Source organism: Nocardia altamirensis NBRC 108246 (assembly GCF_001612685.1).
Lineage (GTDB): Bacteria > Actinomycetota > Actinomycetes > Mycobacteriales > Mycobacteriaceae > Nocardia > Nocardia altamirensis.
In genome coordinates, this window is sequence record NZ_BDAY01000096.1 from 1 (window position 1) to 21354 (window position 21354).

A 21354-nucleotide genomic window follows, 5' to 3' on the forward strand; every position below is an offset into this window, starting at 1 on the left:
CACGTTCTTATGGCAAGCTCTGTTGCCAACGTCTACGCGGCGATGCCGCGCGCCACCGGGTCGTTGCTGCGCGCCCCGCTCGGCACACCCGGCCCGAGCAGCGCCACCAGCGATCTGAACTCCGCGTTCATCGACCACGGCTACATCGGCGAAGACGGATACACCCTCGCCGAATCCCGTGACGTCGACAAGAAGAAAGCCTTCGGCGGCTCGACGGTCAAGATCTTGCAAACCGACTACACCCTCACCGCGCAGTTCACGTTCCTCGAGTCGATCAACGCGCACGTCCTGCGGGCGGTGTACGGCGACGACAACGTCACCGTGAAAGGCAACTCGATCGCGGTGCGGCACAACAAAAGACAGCTACCACACTCGAACTGGGTCATCGACACCCTCGACTCCGATGTTGCGCTGCGCCGCATCTGGATCCCCGACGGACAGATCAGCACCGTCGACGACGTGCAGATCGTGCACACCGAGACCATCGCCTACACCGTCACCGTCGAATGCTTCGAAGACGCCGACGGAACACCGCTCTATGAATGGGTGCACAAGGGCCGCCCACCGACTCAGTGGACTGTCGCGATCTCCGGCGCTCCGACCGCCGGAACCTTCCTGCTATCCGTCGACGGGAAGCCCACCACCGCAATTGCTTTCGACGCCACCAACGCTGCGGTGCGGACCGCGCTGGCAGCGCTGGCCGACGTCGGTGCCGACGGCGTCACCGTGACCGGCGCGGCCGGTGGCCCATTCCAGATCACCCTCTCCGGTGGCGGCACCGTGACCGGCAACGGCTCGGGCCTGACCGGCGGCACCGCGCCCAAGCTCACCGTCACCCCGGCCTGACCCCGGCATCCCTTGATCCCGCCCGACGGGGTTCTTTCACACCCCTTGGACCGGGCCTGCCCTCGTCGGGCGGGCATCGAAAGGCCCGATCCACCAATCCAATTCCCACAGAAGGGTCCGGTCCAGATGATGGAGAAGTTCAGCTATACGACCGCGGGCGGTAAGGCGATCAGCCTGCCGAAGATGGAGAACATTCCCTTCGGGCTGATCCGCAAGCTGCGCCGCGAGTCCGACACCGAGCAGTTCTTCGCGCTCATCGAAGGTGTCGCCGCCGCAAAGGATCTCGCGTTGATCGACGCGATGACCCAAGCCGAGGTGCGCGAGCTGATGGCGGCGTGGCAGAAGGATTCCGGTATCGAGCTGGGGGAATCCTCGGGCTCCTGAGCGTGGTCGATCAGCATCGCGACGCCGTGGAAGCAGACCTCATCCGCGCCGGTGTCCGGTTACGCGACGTCGGCTCGGAGTCCTTCAACTGGCACGACCTGCTCGTGTTGATCCGCCAATCCCCCCGCGAATCCGCGCTCATGTCCGCGATGCACCCCGAGGTGACGCGGTGGGGACAAGCGGAGTTCCTGCTCGCTGAGCTGATCGACCTCGCGAGCTTGCTGCTGTGGGCCAAGACCAAGGACGGGGCGCGCAACCGCAACCGGCCACGCCCCTACCCCCGTCCCGGAGTCGAGGATTCCGGTGCCCGCCGTGTCAGCGGGCACGCGATCCCCATGACCGAGGTCCGAGACAGGTTGCGCGCCTTGCGTACCCGTGCCGAAGTGGAGGGGGATCTGCTGTGACGACAGGTGGAGTGAACCTCGGCACCGGGTACGTGTCGCTGGTCCCGACCACCGACAAGTTCGCCCCGGCCGTCGAGGGCGCGTACACCCAAGTCCAAGGCGGCGCGGACAAAGCGGGCCGGTCGATGGGCTCGCGGTTCGCCTCCGGGTTCGGCGCAGTGTTCAAGGGCGCGCTCACCGCCGGAGGGATCGGCGCGGCGCTGTTCGGTGGCACCGCCCTGAAATCCGGGCTGGACCGGCTCACGACCATCCAGAACGCCACCACCTCGCTCACGACCATCATGGGCTCGGCCACCGAGGCCGGTCAGCTGATGGACCAGATCAAACAGACCGTCAACGGCACCCCGTTCAACCTCGACCAGTTCGCCGACGTCGGCAAAAACTTGGTCGCGATGAACGTCCCGGCCGAGAAGGTGCCGGGGTATCTGACCGCGATCGGTGAGGCCGCCGCCGCATCCGGCAAGGGCGCCGACGGGGTCGAGCAGGTGTCGGCCGCGTTCGGGAAGATGGCCGCCACCGGCAAGGTGTCCCTCGATCAAGTGTGGTCGGTCGCCGAAGCCGGAGTGCCCGCGCTGGCGATCCTGGCCAACGGGTTCGGGGTCAACACCGCCCAGATGCAGAAGATGATCTCCAAGGGCGCGGTGCCCGCGGGCAAGGCGATGGACATCCTCGCCAAAGGCATCATGGAAGGCTCCGACGGGGCCGCCGGAGCGACCAAAGCCTATGCCGGCACCATGGCCGGGCTCCGGCAAACCCTCTCCGGAGCGACCGGCGGTTTCCAAGCCGCGATGGCGCGCTTGGGCGCCGGGTTCCTCGCCCCTTGGTTGCCGGTCGCCACCACCACTCTCACCGGGGTGGCCGGTGGTCTGGACAAGCTGACCCCGAAGATCCAGGCGTTCTCCCAGCGGCTTGCCGACTCTCAAGCTGTCGAGACCTTCACGCAGTGGATGACCAATCTCCCGGCGACTATCGAGCGGGTCACCAATTCGATTGGCGCATTCGACTTCTCGAAGCTCACCGCCGGATTCAGCACGGTCACCGACTCTCTGAATCGGATCAATGAAGCCGGAGCCGGGAAGGACAGCGGGTTCCTGAACAGCCTCACTTCCGGGCTGGCCGGGCTCGGCGGCGCGCTGGGCAACCTCGGCGTCGACTCCATCACCGTTGTCTCCGCCGCCCTCGCAACGATGAGCGACATCCTCGGCATCCTCGCCGAGCACACCGGCCTGGTCACCCCGCTACTGATCGGACTGGCTGGCGCATATGCGATCTCCCAGGCCGCGCAGACCGGATACCAGATCGCCAGGATCGTGCAGACCCCAGCGATGTTCGCGCAGTTGGTGGTCCAGCGCCAGCTCACCGGCGCGATGACCGCACACACCGCCGCGTTGACCGCGAACACCGCCGCGACCGGCGCGAGCACCGGGGTGCAGAACGCCGACACCGCCGCCAAGGCGCGCGGACGTATCGCGACGATAGCCCACGCCACGGCCACGAAAATTGCGGCGGGCGCGACGTTGCTGTGGAACGCCGCCATGGCGGCGAACCCGATCGTGCTGATCATCGCCGCGATCGCCGCGCTGGTCGCGGGACTGGTGTGGTTCTTCACCCAAACCGAAACCGGGAAACAGATCTGGCAAACCGTCTGGGGCGCAATCCAATCCGCCATCTCCGCCGCCTGGGACTACATCAAACCGGTCTGGGACAACTTCCTCGCCGCGCTGGGCTGGGTCGGAGACAAACTGCTGTGGCTCTGGACCTCGGTCGTCTCACCCGTCTTCGGATTCATCGGATCGCTGATCTCGCTGTGGTGGTCCGGGGTCCAGCTCTACTTCACCGCCTGGGGCATCGCCCTCAACGCAGTCGGCGCCGTCGTGTCGTGGCTGTGGTCGACGATCATCTCCCCGGTATTCGGGTTCATCGGAACGCTGATCTCGGCCTGGTGGGCAGGGGTGCAGATCTACTTCGCCGCCTGGAAGGCCGTCATCGGCGAAGTCGGTGACGTCGTGTCCTGGCTGTGGTCCTCGGTCATCTCACCGGTGTTCGGGTTCATCGGCGATCTGATCTCCTCGGTATGGACCGACATCATCCAACCCGCCTGGACCGCGTTCACCACCGCGATCAAGGTCCTGGGCACCGCGTTCTCGGCGATGTGGACCGCAGTCATCAAACCAGCGTGGGAGGGTTTCCAGTCCGGATTCCAATCCGGCTGGGAACTGATTAAATCCGCGATCGACACCGGCAAGAAGTGGTTCGAAGGTCTGCGTGACACCGTCGAACGCGTCGTCGGCAAGATCGTCGAGTACTGGGACCGGGTCAAGGGCATCGTCGGCAAGGTCAGCGACGTCGCGGGCCGGATCGGTTCAGCCGTCACCAGCGTGATCCCTGGACTCGCGGCGGGCGGCTCGGTCGCCGGACCCGGCGGCCCGACCTCCGACAGCGTCGTGGCCCGGCTGTCCGCGGGCGAGCACGTCGTCACCGCCCGCGAGGTGTCCGCTGTCGGGGGACAAGGCGCGATGTACCGGCTGCGCGGCGCGATGCGTTCGGGCGCACTACGTTTCGCTGCCGGTGGTGCGGTCCCACGCGGCATCAAGGATGCACTCGCCGCCGCGCGGGCGGTGACCGGCAACCCCTACAAGTGGACCGGTGTCGGCCCCGACCAATTCGATTGCTCAGGCTTCATCAGCTTCCTTCAAAGGGTCGCCATGGGGATGGCCAACCCAGCGGTGCGGCTCTACACCACCCTGGACCTGCTCGCCGGTCGCCTCGCCGGGCTCGAGGTCGGCCTCGGCCCTGCCGGCACTCTGTTCCAGGTCGGCGCGAACCCCGATCACATGGCCGCGACCATCAACGGCCAACCCGCCGAAGCCGGTGGCTCCCACGGCACTTCACGGCTCGGTTCACCGGCGGTCGGTGCGACCGACTCCCAGTTCACCCACGCCTTCCACCTGCCCAACGAACTGATCGCGGGGTGGGCCGAAGGGGCCAGCGACACCAGCGGAACCACCTCCTCCAGCAAGGGCAAGGGGAAGAAGGAGTGGACCGACGCCGATCAGACGAACCTCGAATCGGCGCAGGTCTCCGTCGAGCAGGCCAAACAACGCCGCGACAAGGTCTACGGCGATGAAAACAAGTCCGACGCCGACCGACGCCAGGCCGACCTCGCCGTGGAGAAAGCCGAACAGAGGGTTGTTGGGCTGCAACAGAAGAAGGACGCCGTCGCCTCCGGGGAAGCGGATGGTCCCGCACCTCAAGCGCCTGCGCTGGAACGGAAGTTCAGCGAAGACGAGCTCTCTCGCATCGACGCCCAGTCCTCGCTCGACTCCGCCAATACCCGCCGCAACGAGGTCTACGCCGACCCCGAGGCCACCGCGAACGATCGACTCAAGGCCGACGCCGAGCTGTCGCGGGCACAGACCAAGCTCGACGAACTACGCAACTCCGGCAACAAGATCCAGGGCCGTGTCCGCGACTTCGTCACCAACGCCGCCGGGATCGCCTTCGACGCCGTGCTCGAACAGCTACCGTTCGGGCTCGGCCAATCCCGCTGGTGGAGCATCGATTACAGCCCGCTGATCCAGGCCGGGCAGACGCTGGCGCAGCGCCAGGCCCAAGCGATCGGCCCGCTGCCCTCGTTCTCGCCGGACCAGGTCGCCGCCCAGCTCGGCTATACCCCCGTTGCGGGGCAACCGACACCGGAGTGGTGGGAAAAGCTGCGGCCGAAGGTCTTCGACAGCGGCGGCTGGTTGATGCCCGGCGAGGCCGCTGTCAACCTCTCACGCCGCCCGGAGCCGGTCCTGTCGAGCCCGGGACAGATGCAGGCGTTCATGGGCGGGTTCACCGCCGAACCCGCATTGGACGCCAGCGTCCGCATCGAGAACCTCACTACCGGCATGTCTTCTGCGGAGTTCCGCCGCGAATGGTCGCTGATGCAGCTCGACCAGCGCCAACGCGCCAAGACCTGGACGGGACGATGATCAGCCCACCCGAGGGCACTCGCATCGTCATCGACTCCCCGGCCGGGGAGTCGTTCACCGTCGCCGGACCCGGACGCGGCGACAAGGGCGTGGTCCTCGCCGACGAGGACTCGGGCACCGAGTTCGACGCGATGTACGAAACGGTGACCGAGACCATCTACAACGCCACCGCTTTCCAGGTCGGTGCGGACTTCGGCGGCACACGGGAGGAGAAGTTCGACTTCTCCCTCGCCTTCCACATCATCGGAACCACCGGGCTGCCGTGGCGGGTCGCCGATTCCCGATTCCGTAACGCCTTCTCCTACAAACGCGAATCCCTCGTCCGCGTCCGCATCGGCGACACCCACCGCCGCCTGCCGGTCCGGCTCGGCGCGAAACCACGGGTGAAGATCGTCGGCGACCCCCACATCGACGACTACGGCCTGGTGGTGTTGCCGCTGGTCGGGGCGTATCCGCGCTGGCTCGAAGACGACGTCACCTCCAGCTTCGTCACTACCACCGATACCACCGGCGGCGGAGTCGAGACCGGGTTCGTCACTGTGTCCAATCCGCTGCCGGTCGACTATGAGATCTGGCTGCGCTGGGTATTCCAAGGCGCCGCCGGAATCGTGTGGACGATCCCCGACTTCTCTTGGGGCTCCGATGAATTCGATCGAGCAGACATTGACAGAGAGCGCAAGATCGTCATGCCGCCGCTGCTCGACGGCGAGCACATCGTCGTCGACACCGACCGCATGGCCCGTAACGGACAGGTCAACTCGAGCCTGGATACCGAGGTGTATGCGCGGATGGGTGGCAAACGGTTCCTGTACCCGCTGCCCGGCCGCACCCCGCTCACCCGGATCCCGGTGTCGGTGACCGGCGCGCCGATCGGTGCCGGGATCCAAGTGCGCTGCCCGCGGCCGTGGCCACGCCCCTGGGGTGGACTCGAGTGAACGCCACGGTCGAAACCATCGATTTCGACCAGGTTTTCGCCGACATCACCGCACGCCTGAAAACCGACACCGAGCGCCGGATCCGGCCCCCACTCGTCCGGATCTGGGACGGCAACTGGGCGCTACGCGGAGAAGTCCACAACGAGATCAGCGCGAAATTCTCCGCCATCGAGAACGACACCGGCATCGGGACGATCGAACTACCCGCGCACTACTACCTCGCGCGGTGGATGACCAACCACGACGCCCGCTCGACGGACAACATCTTCATCACCGTCGACAAGGACGGCGCCCGCTGGTCGGGGATGCTCGATGACCTCGAGCAAATCAAAGACGAGAACGGGCAGCGCATCGTCCGCGCCACGTTCAAACACGACATCGAGCACCTGCGCCACATCATCGCCTACAGCAACCCGTTTCTGTTGCCCGAGGTGCAGTTCCCCAAGGTTTTCGTGTGCTTCGGTCCCGCCCGCTGGAGTCTGCTGCTGACCTTGTTCCTGAACCTGCTGCGGCTCGAAAGCCACCTGTGGACCCTGCCCGATGACCCGCTGGATCCGCGCAGCTGGCTCAATCTCGACACCACGACCTGGTCGCAGGTGGTCAAACCACTCGCCATCCTCGACGACCGCTCCCCGTTCGCGATCGTGCACTCGAGATTCAAGACGATGTATGAGGTCTCCAAGTCCATCGTCGCCGACGCCCAGCTGACCTGGGAGCCGCGTCGCTGGCTCGACGGCGACCCCGAACCCTGGCCCGGAGGCCGGGTCCGCCACGGCGCACTGGTGTGGGACCTGGTCGATTCCTCCGGGTGGAGTACTGAAACCTCTTTCGCGGGAAACCTTTTCGACGGGCTCGTGCGTGCGGTCACCCGCATCGCCGCCGACGGCTTCAACCAGACCGTCGAAGAGATCCGCGATCCCACCTTCCCCGAGGAGTACTCCCGCCCCGGCTGGAAAGGCACCGTTCCGCGCGCGCCGGGCATCATTCTGCGCGACGGCGACCGAACCGGGGTGGTGTCCACCAGCTTTCACTGGCGACCCGCGACCGACGTCGGGTTCGTCACCGGAGGCCACAGCGCCCCTGGCGTGAACGAGATGCTGGCGGCGGCGGTGAACCTCATCGGCGATCTTACCTCGCTTGCATTGCTACTCCCGCCCCTCGGGGGCACGGCTTCAGAATTGCTGAAACCCCTGTTCATGGACGTTTTCGGGGCGTTCATGAAGCACCGCGACGGCGCACGGGCACGCAAACTCGGGTGGTCGCACTACTTCGAAACCTGGTGTGACGGAGCCGATCGCGCCTACAGCCTCAACGCCCTCATCGCCCTGCGAACCGGGCGGTGGCGCACGCGTGAGCAGACCACCCACACCCTCAAGGTCGCCGATGGCTACGAGAACTTACGCATCGGCCAGCGCGGATACGGCAACGCCTGGCTGGGCACCCGCATCGGCACCACCGTGCGCGACTGGGGGCAAGCGGGGCGGGTGTATGTCGACCGGATCACCGAAATCGTCCTGGCCTGGGACCGCGACACAACCCCGACCTGGGACATCACCGTCGGTCACCGCGAACCCGAAGACCCACTGATGAAGGGACTGGAAATGCTCGACGAACTCGCCGGCCTCGCCCGAGACCTCGGTGTGCTGTGAGCACGCTGTGGCGCATCGAAGACATCGACCCGGACAACCCCGAAGAACGGTTTCTGCCTGCGCTGCAATGCATCCCGATCCTTGGGCGCACCCCGATGGTATTCGTCGAACCACTCGCGCGCGCTATCTCCAAACACCTCACCGAGGCCGGATGCCCACCCATGGATCCCGCCCTGGCGACCAAGAAGTTTCAGCGGCCCTATCGCGGTGAACAGCACCAGCTCAACGGCATGGGCCAGTGGGTCGACCTCGATGTGCCCGATCCCGAGCCGTTCGTAGTCCAGGACCCGGCTTCGATGACAGTGCGCGAGCGCGAAGCCCAGGTCGAGCGGCTGCGCTACCTCGGTTACAAGATCGACGAACCCGAGCCCGCCACACCGACCGCGCACGTCATCGACACCCTCGATACCCCACCACGTTTCGACCCGGCTGCCCACTCGGTCACCGAGGTCAACGCCTACCTCCGCGCACTCGACGACCAGATCGAGCACCGCCGCGTTCTGCACGCCGAACGAAACGGCAAGGCACGCAACGGAATCCTCAAGAGGCACACATGAACACACGCTATTGGCCGATGGATCGCGGGCTCATCGTCACCTCGCTGTTTGGGCCACGCGAGGACGGCTGGCACTGGGGCCTCGACATCGGCTGGCCCTTCGGCAGCGGCGGACGCCCGGTCTATGCCATGGCAGGCGGGCGCGTCGACCGCGCCGGGCCTGCGAGGGGGTTCGGGCGCTGGGTGTGCATCGACCACCCGGCGGCCGAGGGCGGCGGCTACACCGTCTACGGGCACATCGTGCCCGAAGTCTCTGTCGGCCAACGCATCGAAGCGGGCCAGCGCATCGCCCACGTCGACCCCGACAGCGCGACCAACGCCGGAGTGAAACCCCACGTCCACATCGAGGTGCATGAGTACAGGTGGGTGCCGCCAGGGCCCGGCCGCCTCGACCCGCTGCTCTGGCTTCGCGACAGCGGTGCCATCTTCCCCGATGAAAGGCCGAGCATGGCAACGGTATTCGGCATCGACATCTCCAACCATCAGCGAGCTTTCGACTTCGCCGCCGCGCGCGCCGAGGGGTTCAGCTTCGCCACACACAAGATCTCCCAAGGCAGCTGGGTCGACCCCTGGTGGCCACGCGCCCGCGAACAGATGCAGATCCACTTCCCTAACCGGTGGGGCGGCTACGTGTACTGCGACGTCGGCACCAAACCCGAACTCGAAGCCGACACCGCGCTCGCACACTCGGGCGGGGCCTGCCGACTACAGATCGACTACGAAGACCTGGACCGCGACGGCAGCATCGAAGATCTGCACGCACGCGTCACCGCGTTCACCGACCGCGGGTTCGAGCTGCTGCCGATCTATCTTCCGCGCTGGTACTGGATCTCGACCATGGGCTCCCCGTCGCTGGCCGAACTTCCCGTCGGCATCTGGAACAGCCACTACGTCACCGGCGAGGACTACGCCCCACAGCTGTACCCCGGCGACAACCACCCCGGCTGGGAACCGATGGGCGGCAAAGCGATCGCCATTCTGCAGTTCTCCTCCACCGCCCACGTCGCCGGACAACTCATCGACGTCAACGCCGTGCGCGGGGGCGAACCCGCCCTCGCCGCCCTCTTCGGAAAGGACACAGATATGACCCCCGACGAGTCCCACAAGCTCCACGAGATCCACCGCGAACTCACCCAGCTCCTCCCGTCCCGCTCGCGCTACCGCGACACCGACCAGCCCACCGACACCGTGGCCGGATATCTGCTCAACGTCGACGGCCGCGTCCACGAAAGCTCCATCGACCTTCCCGCCGCGCTCGATCGGCTGCAGCGCGGCATCGACGAGCTGCCCGCGAAAATCGCTGCGGCACTGCATGAGAACAAGTCGTGACCAGTCACAAGCCCCGGCTACCCGAACCTGCTCTGGTCCGATCGGTCCTGGTCACGATCACCGCGATCGCTGCCTACGCACTCAATCGCGAGATCGACAGCGGCTGGATCGAGCCTGTCCTGACCCTCTACACCCTGCTTGCGCCCGTGATCGCGGGTCTGCTGATCCGGCCCGCTGTCACCCCGAAGCGCACCCGGCCACGTCGCGACAGTGCGACGTCGGTGCCGCGCCGCGATCCCTAATAGTGCAGCGCCCGAGCGTGACTCGCCGCATCGGTCACTGACCGGCCCACCTCCCACGATCGGTTTGCTGCTGGCGATCGGTCTTTCCCATCCTGAACGCGCCTCGCCGTCTCGCGGTCCGAGGGCGCGTTCACCGTCATGTCTGGAGGTGAGATGACTACTCCTCGCCAGCCCGCACCGGACGGCTCGTTCGTCCTGGGCTCGAAGTTCGGGCAGAACATCAACGAAGACTCCGCCAGGTCGGCGCTGAAAGAGGCGACGTTGGCGGTGTTCACCCGCTACCAGCAGCGGCTGCACAACCAGGTCGTCAACGTCATCGGCGATCACTCCCGCTCCATCACCGAACTGCGGCAAGCCTACGAACAGCTCACCTTGCACGGGCGGGCGATCGTGTTCCCCGGCAACAGGGACTACACACCCGCCAAGGGCATCGTCTCGGTCGACGTGATCCTGCTCGGCGGTGGCGCCGGAGGCGCGGCCGGCCGCTGGGACATCCTGGCGGCCGGGCGAAAGACCGGAGGTGGTGGAGGCGGAGGCGGCGAAGTCCACCACAGCATTCCCGCCGCCTTGCTGCCGGTCGACCGTGACGGCAACTTCCTACCCATCGCGATCGTGATCGGGCGGGGCGGATCGGGCGGCACCGGCGATGCCGAGCCCGGATACGGCGGTGGTAATACCAGCTTCGGCGATTTCCTGATCGCGGGCGGCGGTGTCGGCGGTCAAGCCGACTTCGAAGTCGGTGGCACCGGCGGTGCCGGTGGTGCGGGCATGATCCGTGGCGGTGCCGGAGGCAAAGGCGCTGGAGTCGGTGTCGGCGCAGCCAATCCTGGCGGCGATTCCTACACCGAGTACTCGCTCAACGGCGGTGGCGGAGGAGGCGGCGGCGGCGGAGGTCCGGGCGGACCAGGAATGCCCGGCGGGCAAGGCGGCATCTCACCCGGCGGGCTCCCCGGCCAAGACGGCCAACGACCCTCTGTCGTGGTCACCACCGGCGGCGGTGGCGGTGGCGGCGGCCCCAACGTCAACGGCTCCGGAGGCAGCGGCGCCGCTCCCTCCGGAGGCGGCGGAGGGGGCGGTGCCGGACTTATCCCGCCCCGAGGAAACGGCGGCAACGGCGGCAACGGGCTGCTGTATGTCATCGAGCGATTCACCTGATGCACACCGTGATCCGCTTCTATGCCGCCAACGCCACATGGAACAAACCCACCCGCCTGGACTCGATCGAAGTCTTCGAACGAGCCGGTGGCGGCGGAGGTAACGCCGACAGCGGCGGCGGTGGCGGAGCCGCCGTGCACCCCCGGCGCATCCGCGCCAGCCAACTACCCGACACCGTGGCCATCATCGTCGGTCCCGGCGGCGATCACGGAAACGACGGCGGCCCCACCGTATTCGGCGAACTCCTCGCCGCACAACCAGGTCTCGGTGCCGACCACGGCGGCATCGGCGGCCAGTCGAACATGCGCGGAGGAAACGGCGGCGGCCCGAACCAACCCGGCCGATCCGTGACATCCGGCGCCGTCGCCCTGCTCGCCGGGGGCGGCGGCGGCGCGGGATCCGGATCCACCGGCGGCGCATCCGGACTCGTGCCCGCGGGCACCAGCCACCCGGTGCTGTGGCAAACCGGCCAATCCGGCGGCGGCGGCCACACCGGACAACCCGGCGGATACCCCGCCGGTGGCGGCGGCGCAGGCGCACACGGCGCGGCCGGACTACTCACGCTCATCGAGTACCTCTTCGAGCCGCCGAACCCGACCCCCTGAACGAAACACCCTGCCCCCTAGCGAATCCGGGGAGCGACATCGAGGAGGAGCCGTCATGGCGCACGCCGCACTGCATGTAGACAACCTCGGCGGGTACATAGGACCTGCCCGCTGCTACAAACTCGACCCGCCCATCCGACTCGACGGCATCGACTGCGAATACGTCACCGTGTGGATTCAGCCACGACTACCACACCAGCAGGCCGAGGTCGGAGTCGTCGCGGCGACCGTCACCGGTGCGTGCGCCACCATGTCGGTCATGCGGCAGCCGGGAAGCTTTGTTCTCCACGGCGATCCGGACAACGACGACTATCTCGAAGGCTGCTACACCATGGCCCTCGGCCTGCTCGGCTACCAACTCGGCGACACACCCCCCACCTGACCCAACCCCCGCATGCGATCGAGCCCCGGCCACGGCCGGGGCTCTTCTCGCATGTCGGGGTCAGTGCGAAACTTGGCCCCCGCCAGCCGCACGTCGCCGCGCCTCCAGCCAATCCTCGCGCCGGAATTCGCCCAACCCGTCCATGCCTCGTTCGTCCGCGATCGCCATCGCCGCCATGATCACCTCCGGCGAGGGCACCAACTCGAATTCCGGTACCAGAGGAGCCGCCGTCGTGCGGTTGATTCGCAGGTCCGCCGCCACCTCCACCCAGGTGTGGTCGGAGAACAACACCTGGACCCGACCTGGTAGCGGCGAATCCTGCACCACCTTGGCGACCCGACGATCGCCCTCGTGCCACCGATCAAATGGAAGCAGCTCGCGCGCCGCAACCGTTGTGTCCCAAGGAAGCTGACCGGTGATCTTGTAGTCGATCGCCCAGCCCGAGGTGCACTCCGGGCAGATGGTGAAGCCGTGTCCGCACGCCTCGGCGCTGGACGCGATCGGGATCTCGACATCCTCGACGGCGCGGACCATGACATCCGAACCCGCTGGAATGTGGTTGTTTTCGAGTGTTGCGGTCACCATCCGCAGAGCGGTATCGGCCATCGTTTCGTTCCCTTCGCAATACGTGAACTGTATATACGAAACGTAGCTGCGGCCTATGGAAACCGGAACCCGGATATCGAGTCATTTGAAAGTTAAAACCGTTGGCGCACAACGGTATACGTTCATATGAGTATGAACACGGCGGGTAATGCCGCAGCATCGAGACTGCCCCCGATCAGTGCGCGTGCCTGCTCGACGGTGATCGCTGCCACCGCGTCGAGCTGTTCGTTGAGTACGCCTTTTACCAGGTAAGCGACCTGATAGTCACCAGGAGCGAACACCCCGACCGACCACGGTTCCTCATGCCCAACAGCTTCGAGATCACCATTGACCACACCGACTTCAAGACCGTTCGGAAGGAGTCCCGACAGCGCCCAGCACGATCCACCTGCGCAGGTCACCTCGGCGGCAGTGACACAGTACTGCGAGATCAGATGCAATTCCCGGCTGTACTTCCTACGCAAGTCGGCTGCGCGATCGACACGAAGCTCCTCGCTCATCTACGTTCCCCTCTCAGCGGTTCGCGCGTCGTCGACGGTAGCTCGATGTATATACATGATCAACGAATCCGAGGTGCGCGGAAAGGTATTCCTAGGCAGCACAGTTCGCGAACGCGTGGACCGGCGATGGTTCACTTACGGATGCGATCCGGGGCGGCGCAGCGCGGTCGAGCTGGCGTCCGCGTTATCTGGCGCGCCAGATTCGGTGTGGTTACCGCTCGACGCCCATGTAAATCTCGGTGCCGTCACGCCATTGACCCCGTTTGAGGAATTCCGGGTAGATATGCTGCTCGGCCTGCACCTCCTCCGGGGTGAAGAACCGCATTTGCTCGACCGGTCCGTCCAGGTCAGCCCAATCCTGGTCGAGTTCCCCGGCTTCCAGTTGAGCAAGGAAGTAGCACTCGACCTTGTGGCGGTGATGTTTGGCTTCCCAGTATTCGAAGACGTGCACCAGATCGCCGGCCTTGACCTGGAGCCCGGTTTCTTCGTGGACCTCGCGGCGGATGCAGTCGTGTAGCGATTCCTCTGGCTGGAGCCGCCCGCCGGGTGTGTACCAGATGAGGCCGTCGTTGGAGACCAGCAGCAGATCTTCACCTTTGGTGACCAGTGCGCGGGCGGTCACCTGGATCTGAAACTCGTCCGAGTTCGTGTCGGCCATGATGTCCCTCCTCGGATCGCGGTGGGTCAGCGGCATCGGCAAGCCACTGCCACAGCGCGGTGTGGAATCGGAGCTGGGTGGTCTCGGTCATACCAGCGCCGACGCCGATCTCACCGAAGCATCGCTCAACGGCGCGAACTTCGAGCGGCCGAACTTACACGACACCGACCTGCACGCCATCCACAGGCACAACCCCGGCCAGCTGGCCGTCGCCATAGTCGACGACAGCAGCCGACTCCCCGATTCCTGATCGCCGCACATGCTGTAACGGGGAATCGTTTGAGCGAGCGCTCCCCTAACTCTCAGGTCGACGGATGCGAGATGAAGGTGTAGATGGCTTCGACACGGCTCCGGCGTGCGAGTCCCGCGCGTTGGATTCAGCCCGCCCAGCTATGCCAGAGTGACCGGGTTGTGGTGTCGATGAATTCTTTCATCGCGCTCGGGCGCAGGTCTGCTGTCGTGAGCTGTTCTGTTGGTAGCCAGTCGAATTCGAGATGAAGCTCTTGGCTGGACGGTTCGGCGTCCAGTTCGGCGTCGAATACGAGATTGATCTCGTGGTGAGTGGTTTGGTTGTCGTCGATGTAGCCGTGTTCGACTACGCCGATCAGGCCGACGATCTTGGCTCCGGTGCCGAGTTCTTCGGCGATCTCGCGGGTGAGCGCGGCTTCGACGGCTTCGCCGGGTTCGACGTGTCCTCCAGGGAGAAATGCCCATTTCTTGCCGCGTTCGCGTGCCACGAGTAGCCGGTCGCCGTCGCGGATGACTGCTCTGGCGATGATTTCGGTTGTGGCGGCGCCCATCTGGACCTTTCGTGTCGGATGGCTCCCGTACGGTGGAGGAAGGGTGATTTCGGAGCTTACTGCTGATGATATGGCGCTTGGAGTAGGACAGGTTGTCGCTGGGATCGGACTGGATCGAGTGACGCTGCGTTCGCCCCACCGTGCTTCCTCGCCTTTACAGAGCGTCCCAGCGCCACGGCCGCGCCACTTGGCCACGCAGGCATGCGATCCGGTGCTTCGCCTGCGCAGCCGCCCGTGGACTGTCCGGGGATCGGGCGATAGCGAACCCCACCCACCGCAGTTCTTGGATATCCGCCAAAACCCGGAATCCGGGCCAGGAGGTCACGTCATATCCACCGTAGGCCTCGACGAAGGCGCGGTAGTCCTGTCCGGAGACGCGGCTGAAGTCTGTGTAGTCCACCGCCAGCTGGATGAGGTCCCACTCACGTCGACCGATTGAGACCTTGTCGAGGTCGAGTACGGTGGGGACCCCCGATGACGGCACGACCAGGTTGCCTTGCCAGGCGTCACCGTGAATCACGCTGAGGGAGAATGCTTCTGGCAAGGCGTCATACTGTGTGCGCAGCTCGGTGTGGTGACTGAGCAACCAAGTGCGATCATCCTCGTCGATCATGGCTGCGGTCACGAGGCGCTCGTGGAGCCCGGTGAAAGGGTCGTAGGCGGGCAGTTGTAGTTCGGTCGGCGGTGGCAGTGCGTGCAATGCGCTGAGCATTGCCCCCATCTCAGCTGGTGTTGATGGTCGATGATCGGGGATCAGGCGCCACCAGGTGACAGGGCGGTCAGCGACGACAACTGGCTGTCGCAATGCTGACATCGCTTCGACGGTTGGTATCCCAGAGTTGTTGAGCCACTGAGAAATCCGCAGTTCTCGTTCGGCAGCTTCGAGGCAGCCTGGCTGTCCTATTCTGGCGACCATGTCGTGGGCCAACCGATAGATGGCGTTGGAACCGTCGCGGATGACCTGAGCACCATGCAGGTCGACGCCACTGATCTCTGCTGCCTTGGCCAACACCTGCTCAGTTGAGCTGGTCGCGCGAGCGGAGCTCATTGCGCCGGTCCCGACGGCGCGCTACTGGCGATGGCGTAGCGCAGCTCAGCCACTTCGCTGACCCGCCGTCGTGGTGCAGCCGCAGCGGCCAGGACACGCAGTTCGTTCTGAATGCGTTCCGAGTGAAACGCTGTCGCTTGCTGAGCGGCTTGCAGGCCGATGACTGCGGCCTCTCTCGGATCGTCCAGTTGCATGGTCAGGGTGGCCAACCGGGTGAGGGAGAAAGTGCGCGACCGCGGGTAGTCCGATCCTTGCAGTGCAACAGCTTCCCGAATCCGTGGAGCGGCCAGCTCGATGCGTTGGCGCGCCCGCGCGACGGGGATCAGTGCTTTGCCGGTGCTGCCGAGGTGTTCGGCTTTGTCGTAGTAGCACAGCCAAGGGGCGTCGGTGGCGGGAGCGCGGTCGGCGAAGTGCTCGTCGGATCGAGCTACCTCGGTGAGTGCTTCGTCGGTACGTCCCAAGCTGGCGAGGAACTGGGCACGAAGTGCACTCAACATCGCGCGAGCGGTGGCGGACAGGCGATCTGAGCGCACCTGGGCGAGCTCGATGAGCGAGAGTGCGCTGTCGGTGTTGCCGATGTAAGCCATTTTCCGGGCCATGTCCGCCAGTGTGCTGGCGCGCAGTTCCCACGATCCGGCGGTGTCGGCGCACCAGAGTGCGAGCCGAAACCGCCGCTCAGCCAGCGGATAGTCTCCTACATCGAAAGCGGCGTAACCGGCTACACCGCTGAGGTTTCCGACGGCTTCGAGCAGCGCGCGCCGAATAGTCGGCGCAGCCAATCCATCGAGGTATCGAACGCAAGAACCGAGCTGGTTTCGCGCAGTGAGGCTGGCCCAGCCGCCGCCGTGCAGATTCTCGGCTGAGGCAGTTTCGCGGGTGGCGTTCTGGACCTGCTCGACCTCGGTCCAGCCGACGCGGCTGACCGGTTGGTGATCGTGGGCGGTGAGCCCGAGGTACTCGGTCGGAATTACGCCGGGGTCGAAAGGGCTGAACAGATTCACCGACAGCGTGCCGTCGGGATGGTTATCCGGCTGGCGTCGCTTACGGGACGCTACGAACCCGAGCTCGGTATCGGTTACGCCGAGGACGGTGCGAAATGCCTCTCGGTAGAGCTCGTTGGGCCACCGGACGATGCCGCGTTCGTAGCGGGCGATGGTGTGCGCATCGAGCTCACGGCGCTGACCGTGCTTGCGCCACAGATAGTCGTTGACGGCCTCGGCGAGTTCGGCACGGCCCATCGGCTGTCCAGGGGTGACCCGCGACGGCGTGGCCTCGCGCCGCTGCTGCAACTGCACGTTTGGTGGCATAGGCCCCCTCCAGTGTCGGTCGGCTCAGTGTAGTCAGCCGCTGCCCGCCCGCCGGGGCACACCGAATTCTGCCCCCTAACTTGCCCTCTTTCATCGTCGCCCAACAGCCGAACCTTGAACCAGAGGTTCTGACGACAGGAACCACCGAAGGCTCGACTAGAGCGTTTCTCGGTGACCGTGTCGACCCCGGATGAGGACGGTGAGGATGAGGCCACTTGGGCATGGCTATCTGCGTCTAGATGTAGCTGGTCGCCGAGCCACACAGTGTGAGAACGAGATCCGGCAACTGGCTCATCGCGAAGGCATCGAGCTCGGCATGGTGTTCCATGAGCGCCAGGGTGCCACGGCTGCATTGGTGGCGCTCATCGCCGAACTCCGCCGGTCGACATCTCGTCATGTTCTGGCGCCGACCGCGAATCACTTGGTCGGGCCAGCCATGCCCGATCGGGCCTTCGAGGCACGTCTCTGGGGTGAGGCGCGTGCCAGGGTCATCTTCGCTCACCCCGCAGCCGCCGCCGACAATCTGATGCCGTCATCCAGGCCCCGCGTCCAGCCCGAGAATTACCCCGAACCGCTCTCGGAGTTGCAGCTGGCCACCACCACGACGGCCGTCTCCATGGCCGAGATGCACGCACGCATGACCTTGTCCCGCTGGGGACTGAACGAGCTGGCCGAGGTCACCGAACAAATCATGACCGAATTGGTCACCGAGGCATTAAAGGCGACCGGCATCGCTTACCCACACCACCGGCTGCATGAGGCCGCACCGCTGAAACTGCTGACGGCCCGGATCCGCCGCACACAACACAGCCTCGTAATCGAGGTCGTAGATGACCGACCAATCGAAGCGGACTCCGAGATCAGGCTGGGCTTCAACCAGCGAGTTGCGGCCCTGAGCCATCGCTACGGCCGGTTCCGCAACAGCGACAACACCGTCACCACCTGGTGCGAACTGGCAACGGCATCTCGCACCGTGTCACCGATATGGGGGATCTAATGAGGCAATCTGAATCACTTCGAGGCGCCGTCACAGCGGGACCATCACCGCGCATCTTCTGCGCAGGGATCGAACCATCCTGGCGCACAAAACAACTCGCCAACAAGTGCCGACCCACCCTGCGGGCCGCAGTGATCGGGCTCGGTCAGCAGGCAATCAATGACCACCTGCCCGCACTGGCGGCATCGCACAGTGTCAACCTGGTCGCCGTCTGTGACGAGAATCCGGCGATCGCGCACGAGCAGCACCATCTGCGGCAGGTCCCCGGCTACACCGATTTCCGGGAAATGTTCACCGCCGAAGAACTCGACTTCGTCGTGGTCTGCGTACCCCACGACATCGGGCGAACCGTCATCGAAACGGCTGCCCAGCACGGAGTCCATGTGCTCAAGGAGAAGCCGTTCGCCACCAACCTGACCGAAGCGATCGAACTGGCCGCGCTGTGCGAACAAGCTGGCATCGAGCTGATGGTCACCCTGCAGCGACGCTTCAACCCGATCTACAGCAGCTTCACCCAACTCGCTGACCAGATCGGCACACGGTTCCTGGTCGACGCCCGCTACACCCTCCATGTCGATGACCCCTCCGAAGGCTGGCGTGGTGTGACCGCCAAAGCCGGAGGCGGTTGCGTAATCGACCTGGGCTACCACCTCATCGACTTGATCCTGTGGTACTTCGGCCTCCCCGATTCCATCACCGCCGACCTATCGATCAGCGCGAGACCCGATCGCAGCTATGACGCCGAAGACACTGCCCTGGTTCACTTCTCCTACGACAGCGGGCTGTACGGCTCGCTGCTGCTCTCGCGTTTCATGGGCCCCAAAGCCGAGGAGATCCGCCTCGTCGGCTCCGACGGCATCGTGCATCTCGAGCGCGGCTGTATCCGCCGACTGACCAACGGCGGCGAAGTCATCGAGTCGCTGCGGCGCGAACAAGCCTGGCCCTCAGCCGCGGCCTGCCAGATCGACTACTTCCAACGCGTCATCGACGGCACCAGACCCAACCTCAGCGGCCCCGCCGACAACCTGGCCCACATGGCCTTCGTCACCGCCTGCTACGAGTCCGCCCGCACCCACACCCCCATCAATCCCAAGGAGCTCCTGTGACCTCACCGCTCGCTCTTCTCGGCGGCAAACCCGTCATTGATCAACAGACGCCGCACTTTTCATGGCCACCCTTGCCCGACTCCGCCACCGCCGCCGTGCTCGACCAGCTCGACGAAGGCATCTCCATCTACGACCGCTCCGGGGTCATAGCGCGGCTCGAGGATGCGTTGGGGGACTACTTCGATGCCCGACACGCGGTCCTCACCAGCTCAGGGACCGCAGCGTTGTATTCGATGTACGCAGCATGCGGCATCGGCCCCGGTGACGAAGTAATCGTGCCCGCCTACACCTTCTTCGCCACGGCGACACCACTGCTGCACCTGGGCGCGACACCGGTGCTGGCCGACTGCGATACCAGCGGCAACATCGACCCCCAGGACGTCCCTCGCCGCATCACCGATCGCACCAAAGCCATTGCCGTCACGCACATGTGGGGAATGCCCGCCCAAATCCAAACCCTCAATCGCCTGGCTGACGGTTACGGCCTACAGTTGCTCGAAGACGCTTCTCACGCCCACGGAGCCAGCGTTAGCGGCAAGAAGGTCGGCACCTTCGGCCGCGCCGCCGCCTTCAGCATGAACGGGCCCAAACCGCTATCGGCCGGTGAGGGCGGCTTCGTGCTCACCGACGACGACGAGGTGTACCACCGGGTGCTCCTGCACGGCCAATACAACAAGCGCTGCCGCAACGAAATACCGGCCGACATCGAACTGAGCCGCTACGCGGTCACCGGCATGGGCCTCAAACACCGCATCCACCCGATCGCCGCAGCCATTGGCTTAGAACAGCTTTCACACCTCGATGACTACCTCTCCGGTCGCCAACGCATCGCCGAATACATCGGCGAGAAGCTCGATCCCGAGCTCGGCATCACCGTGACCTGGCATGAACCAGAGGTACAGCCATCCTGGTACGGGCTGACCATGCGCTACGAGACCGAATTCTTCGACGGTGTCTCCGTCGAACGCTTCCACGCCGCTCTCCAAGCCGAAGGCTGCGATGAAATAGACCGCCCTGGCTCAACCTGCCCGCTCAACCTGCTGCCGCTCTTCCAGGACCCTGGCCCCTTGTTTCCGGCGTTCACCGGCAAACTGGCCTACGCCCCTGGCGACTACCCACGGGCCGAGCAGACCCACCACGCCACCCTCAAGCTGCCGGTCTGGCACCGCGACGAAGACCTACCACTGGTCGACCGCTACATCGAAGCCATCTACAAAGTCATCGCACACCACGCCGACCTGAAAGGATAGGAACTGATGATCGACACCATGCTGCTGGAGAACCTCGTTCAGGACGCCGAACGAGACGGGGTGCAACAACTCGTCGTCGGCGCGGTCGTCCAGCACCACGGCAAAGTGCTTCTGCTGCAACGTCCCGTAGACGATTTCATGGGCGGCATCTGGGAATTGCCCAGCGGGAAGGTCGAACCGGGCGAAGCGCTCGGCGATGCACTGATTCGCGAAGTCAAGGAAGAGACCGGCCTCGACGTCGCCGACATCCAGGAGTACCTCGGTGACTTCGACTACCAATCTGGCAGCGGTAAGAAGAGCCGCCAATTCAACTTCACCATCGAAGTCACCGCCCCTGAACCGGTCGAGCTGACCGAGCACGACGCCTACACCTGGACCAGCCTTACCGAGGAGCCACCGGTTACAGACGCAGTGAAGCAGGTTCTCGCCCGCTACCGCAGAAAGTGAAGATGAGCTGCTTGAACGTTGACCCGCCATTGGGGCGGTCAGGTGTTCACCCCGCAGCCTGACCGGCGGCATACGCGAAAGCCTCTGCGCCATAGGCGGTTCCGGGGTACGGTAACGCTCAAGACAACCCGCGAGGTGCTGGGCGGGTGGCTCCCTGCGGCAGCGTTTGCT

23 protein-coding genes are annotated in these 21354 nt (G+C 65.3%); 17 read left to right on the forward strand and 6 right to left on the reverse strand.

Annotation, left to right across the window (positions count from 1 at the left end; all coding sequences use genetic code 11):
• The 12 genes from NA11_RS37265 to NA11_RS37320 form a co-directional block, all read left to right on the forward strand.
• Positions 1 to 846, forward strand: an 846-nt coding sequence (locus NA11_RS37265; protein WP_218023454.1) for a phage tail tube protein, incomplete at its 5' end; no start/stop codon positions are given.
• A 126-nt stretch (positions 847 to 972) separates the two neighbouring features.
• Complete coding sequence (locus NA11_RS37270; protein ID WP_069166794.1) at positions 973 to 1230, forward strand: hypothetical protein; 258 nt, start codon at positions 973 to 975, stop codon at positions 1228 to 1230.
• 2 nt (positions 1231 to 1232) lie between these two features.
• Positions 1233 to 1634, forward strand: a complete 402-nt coding sequence (locus tag NA11_RS37275; protein ID WP_069166795.1) for a DUF5361 domain-containing protein — start codon at positions 1233 to 1235, stop codon at positions 1632 to 1634.
• Positions 1631 to 5611, forward strand: coding sequence for a tape measure protein (locus tag NA11_RS37280; protein WP_141718057.1), 3981 nt, complete (start codon positions 1631 to 1633; stop codon positions 5609 to 5611). The genes NA11_RS37275 and NA11_RS37280 overlap by 4 nt, the downstream gene beginning before the upstream one ends.
• Positions 5608 to 6546, forward strand: coding sequence for a hypothetical protein (locus NA11_RS37285; protein ID WP_069166797.1), 939 nt, complete (start codon positions 5608 to 5610; stop codon positions 6544 to 6546). Before NA11_RS37280 ends, NA11_RS37285 begins: the two co-directional genes overlap by 4 nt.
• Positions 6543 to 8195 (forward strand): Gp37-like protein, encoded by a 1653-nt coding sequence (locus NA11_RS37290; RefSeq protein ID WP_069166838.1) that lies wholly within the window; start codon positions 6543 to 6545, stop codon positions 8193 to 8195. The genes NA11_RS37285 and NA11_RS37290 overlap by 4 nt, the downstream gene beginning before the upstream one ends.
• Positions 8192 to 8752: a phage gene 29 protein family protein gene (locus tag NA11_RS37295; RefSeq protein WP_069166798.1), complete on the forward strand. Its 561-nt coding sequence runs from the start codon at positions 8192 to 8194 to the stop codon at positions 8750 to 8752. Before NA11_RS37290 ends, NA11_RS37295 begins: the two co-directional genes overlap by 4 nt.
• Positions 8749 to 10080 carry a peptidoglycan DD-metalloendopeptidase family protein gene (locus NA11_RS46900; protein WP_069166799.1) on the forward strand — a complete coding sequence of 444 codons (1332 nt, stop codon included), beginning with the start codon at positions 8749 to 8751 and terminating at the stop codon, positions 10078 to 10080. Before NA11_RS37295 ends, NA11_RS46900 begins: the two co-directional genes overlap by 4 nt.
• On the forward strand, positions 10077 to 10322 hold the full coding sequence (locus tag NA11_RS37305; protein WP_069166800.1) for a hypothetical protein: 246 nt from the start codon (positions 10077 to 10079) through the stop codon (positions 10320 to 10322). The genes NA11_RS46900 and NA11_RS37305 overlap by 4 nt, the downstream gene beginning before the upstream one ends.
• Positions 10323 to 10475: 153 nt before the next feature.
• Positions 10476 to 11477, forward strand: a complete 1002-nt coding sequence (locus NA11_RS45990; RefSeq protein ID WP_069166801.1) for a glycine-rich domain-containing protein — start codon at positions 10476 to 10478, stop codon at positions 11475 to 11477.
• Positions 11477 to 12082, forward strand: a complete 606-nt coding sequence (locus NA11_RS37315) for a hypothetical protein (protein ID WP_069166802.1) — start codon at positions 11477 to 11479, stop codon at positions 12080 to 12082. Before NA11_RS45990 ends, NA11_RS37315 begins: the two co-directional genes overlap by 1 nt.
• 55 nt (positions 12083 to 12137) lie before the next feature.
• Positions 12138 to 12464: a hypothetical protein gene (locus NA11_RS37320; protein WP_069166803.1), complete on the forward strand. Its 327-nt coding sequence runs from the start codon at positions 12138 to 12140 to the stop codon at positions 12462 to 12464.
• Between the two features lie 60 nt (positions 12465 to 12524).
• On the opposite strand, the gene NA11_RS37325 is transcribed toward NA11_RS37320, so the two are convergent.
• The 3 genes from NA11_RS37325 to NA11_RS37335 all read right to left on the reverse strand — a co-directional run bounded on the left by NA11_RS37325 (position 12525) and on the right by NA11_RS37335 (position 14228).
• Positions 12525 to 13070: a hypothetical protein gene (locus NA11_RS37325; RefSeq protein WP_069166804.1), complete on the reverse strand. Its 546-nt coding sequence runs from the start codon at positions 13068 to 13070 to the stop codon at positions 12525 to 12527.
• Between the two features lie 122 nt (positions 13071 to 13192).
• The gene (locus NA11_RS37330; protein ID WP_069166805.1) at positions 13193 to 13570 is read right to left on the reverse strand and encodes a hypothetical protein; all 378 of its coding nucleotides are present in this window, start codon (positions 13568 to 13570) and stop codon (positions 13193 to 13195) included.
• A 211-nt stretch (positions 13571 to 13781) separates the two neighbouring features.
• A complete protein-coding gene (locus tag NA11_RS37335) occupies positions 13782 to 14228 on the reverse strand; it encodes an NUDIX domain-containing protein (RefSeq protein WP_069166806.1) in 447 nt (148 codons plus the stop codon).
• Here NA11_RS37335 and NA11_RS37340 point away from each other — a divergent pair.
• A complete protein-coding gene (locus NA11_RS37340; RefSeq protein ID WP_141718058.1) occupies positions 14227 to 14478 on the forward strand; it encodes a pentapeptide repeat-containing protein in 252 nt (83 codons plus the stop codon). The two genes, NA11_RS37335 and NA11_RS37340, sit on opposite strands and share 2 nt — an antisense overlap.
• 127 nt (positions 14479 to 14605) lie before the next feature.
• Here the strand turns inward: NA11_RS37340 and NA11_RS37345 are convergent, their stop codons facing one another.
• The 3 genes from NA11_RS37345 to NA11_RS37355 all read right to left on the reverse strand — a co-directional run bounded on the left by NA11_RS37345 (position 14606) and on the right by NA11_RS37355 (position 17383).
• A complete protein-coding gene (locus tag NA11_RS37345; RefSeq protein ID WP_069166808.1) occupies positions 14606 to 15028 on the reverse strand; it encodes an NUDIX domain-containing protein in 423 nt (140 codons plus the stop codon).
• Positions 15029 to 15182: 154 nt separating this feature from the next.
• The gene (locus tag NA11_RS37350; protein ID WP_069166809.1) at positions 15183 to 16076 is read right to left on the reverse strand and encodes a phosphotransferase enzyme family protein; all 894 of its coding nucleotides are present in this window, start codon (positions 16074 to 16076) and stop codon (positions 15183 to 15185) included.
• Complete coding sequence (locus NA11_RS37355; protein WP_245746503.1) at positions 16073 to 17383, reverse strand: NsdA family TPR-like regulatory protein; 1311 nt, start codon at positions 17381 to 17383, stop codon at positions 16073 to 16075. Before NA11_RS37355 ends, NA11_RS37350 begins: the two co-directional genes overlap by 4 nt.
• A gap of 316 nt (positions 17384 to 17699) precedes the next feature.
• On the opposite strand from NA11_RS37355, the gene NA11_RS37365 reads away from it, so the two are divergent.
• From NA11_RS37365 to NA11_RS37380, 4 genes are all read left to right on the forward strand, one after another.
• Complete coding sequence (locus NA11_RS37365; RefSeq protein ID WP_218023455.1) at positions 17700 to 18380, forward strand: hypothetical protein; 681 nt, start codon at positions 17700 to 17702, stop codon at positions 18378 to 18380.
• Positions 18381 to 18511: 131 nt separating this feature from the next.
• Entirely contained in the window at positions 18512 to 19486 is a 975-nt protein-coding gene (locus NA11_RS37370; protein WP_245746504.1) for a Gfo/Idh/MocA family protein, read from the forward strand.
• Positions 19483 to 20736, forward strand: a complete 1254-nt coding sequence (locus NA11_RS37375; protein WP_069166812.1) for a DegT/DnrJ/EryC1/StrS family aminotransferase — start codon at positions 19483 to 19485, stop codon at positions 20734 to 20736. Before NA11_RS37370 ends, NA11_RS37375 begins: the two co-directional genes overlap by 4 nt.
• Before the next feature lie 6 nt (positions 20737 to 20742).
• Positions 20743 to 21183, forward strand: a complete 441-nt coding sequence (locus NA11_RS37380) for an NUDIX hydrolase (protein ID WP_069166813.1) — start codon at positions 20743 to 20745, stop codon at positions 21181 to 21183.
• Positions 21184 to 21354: the final 171 nt, after the last annotated feature.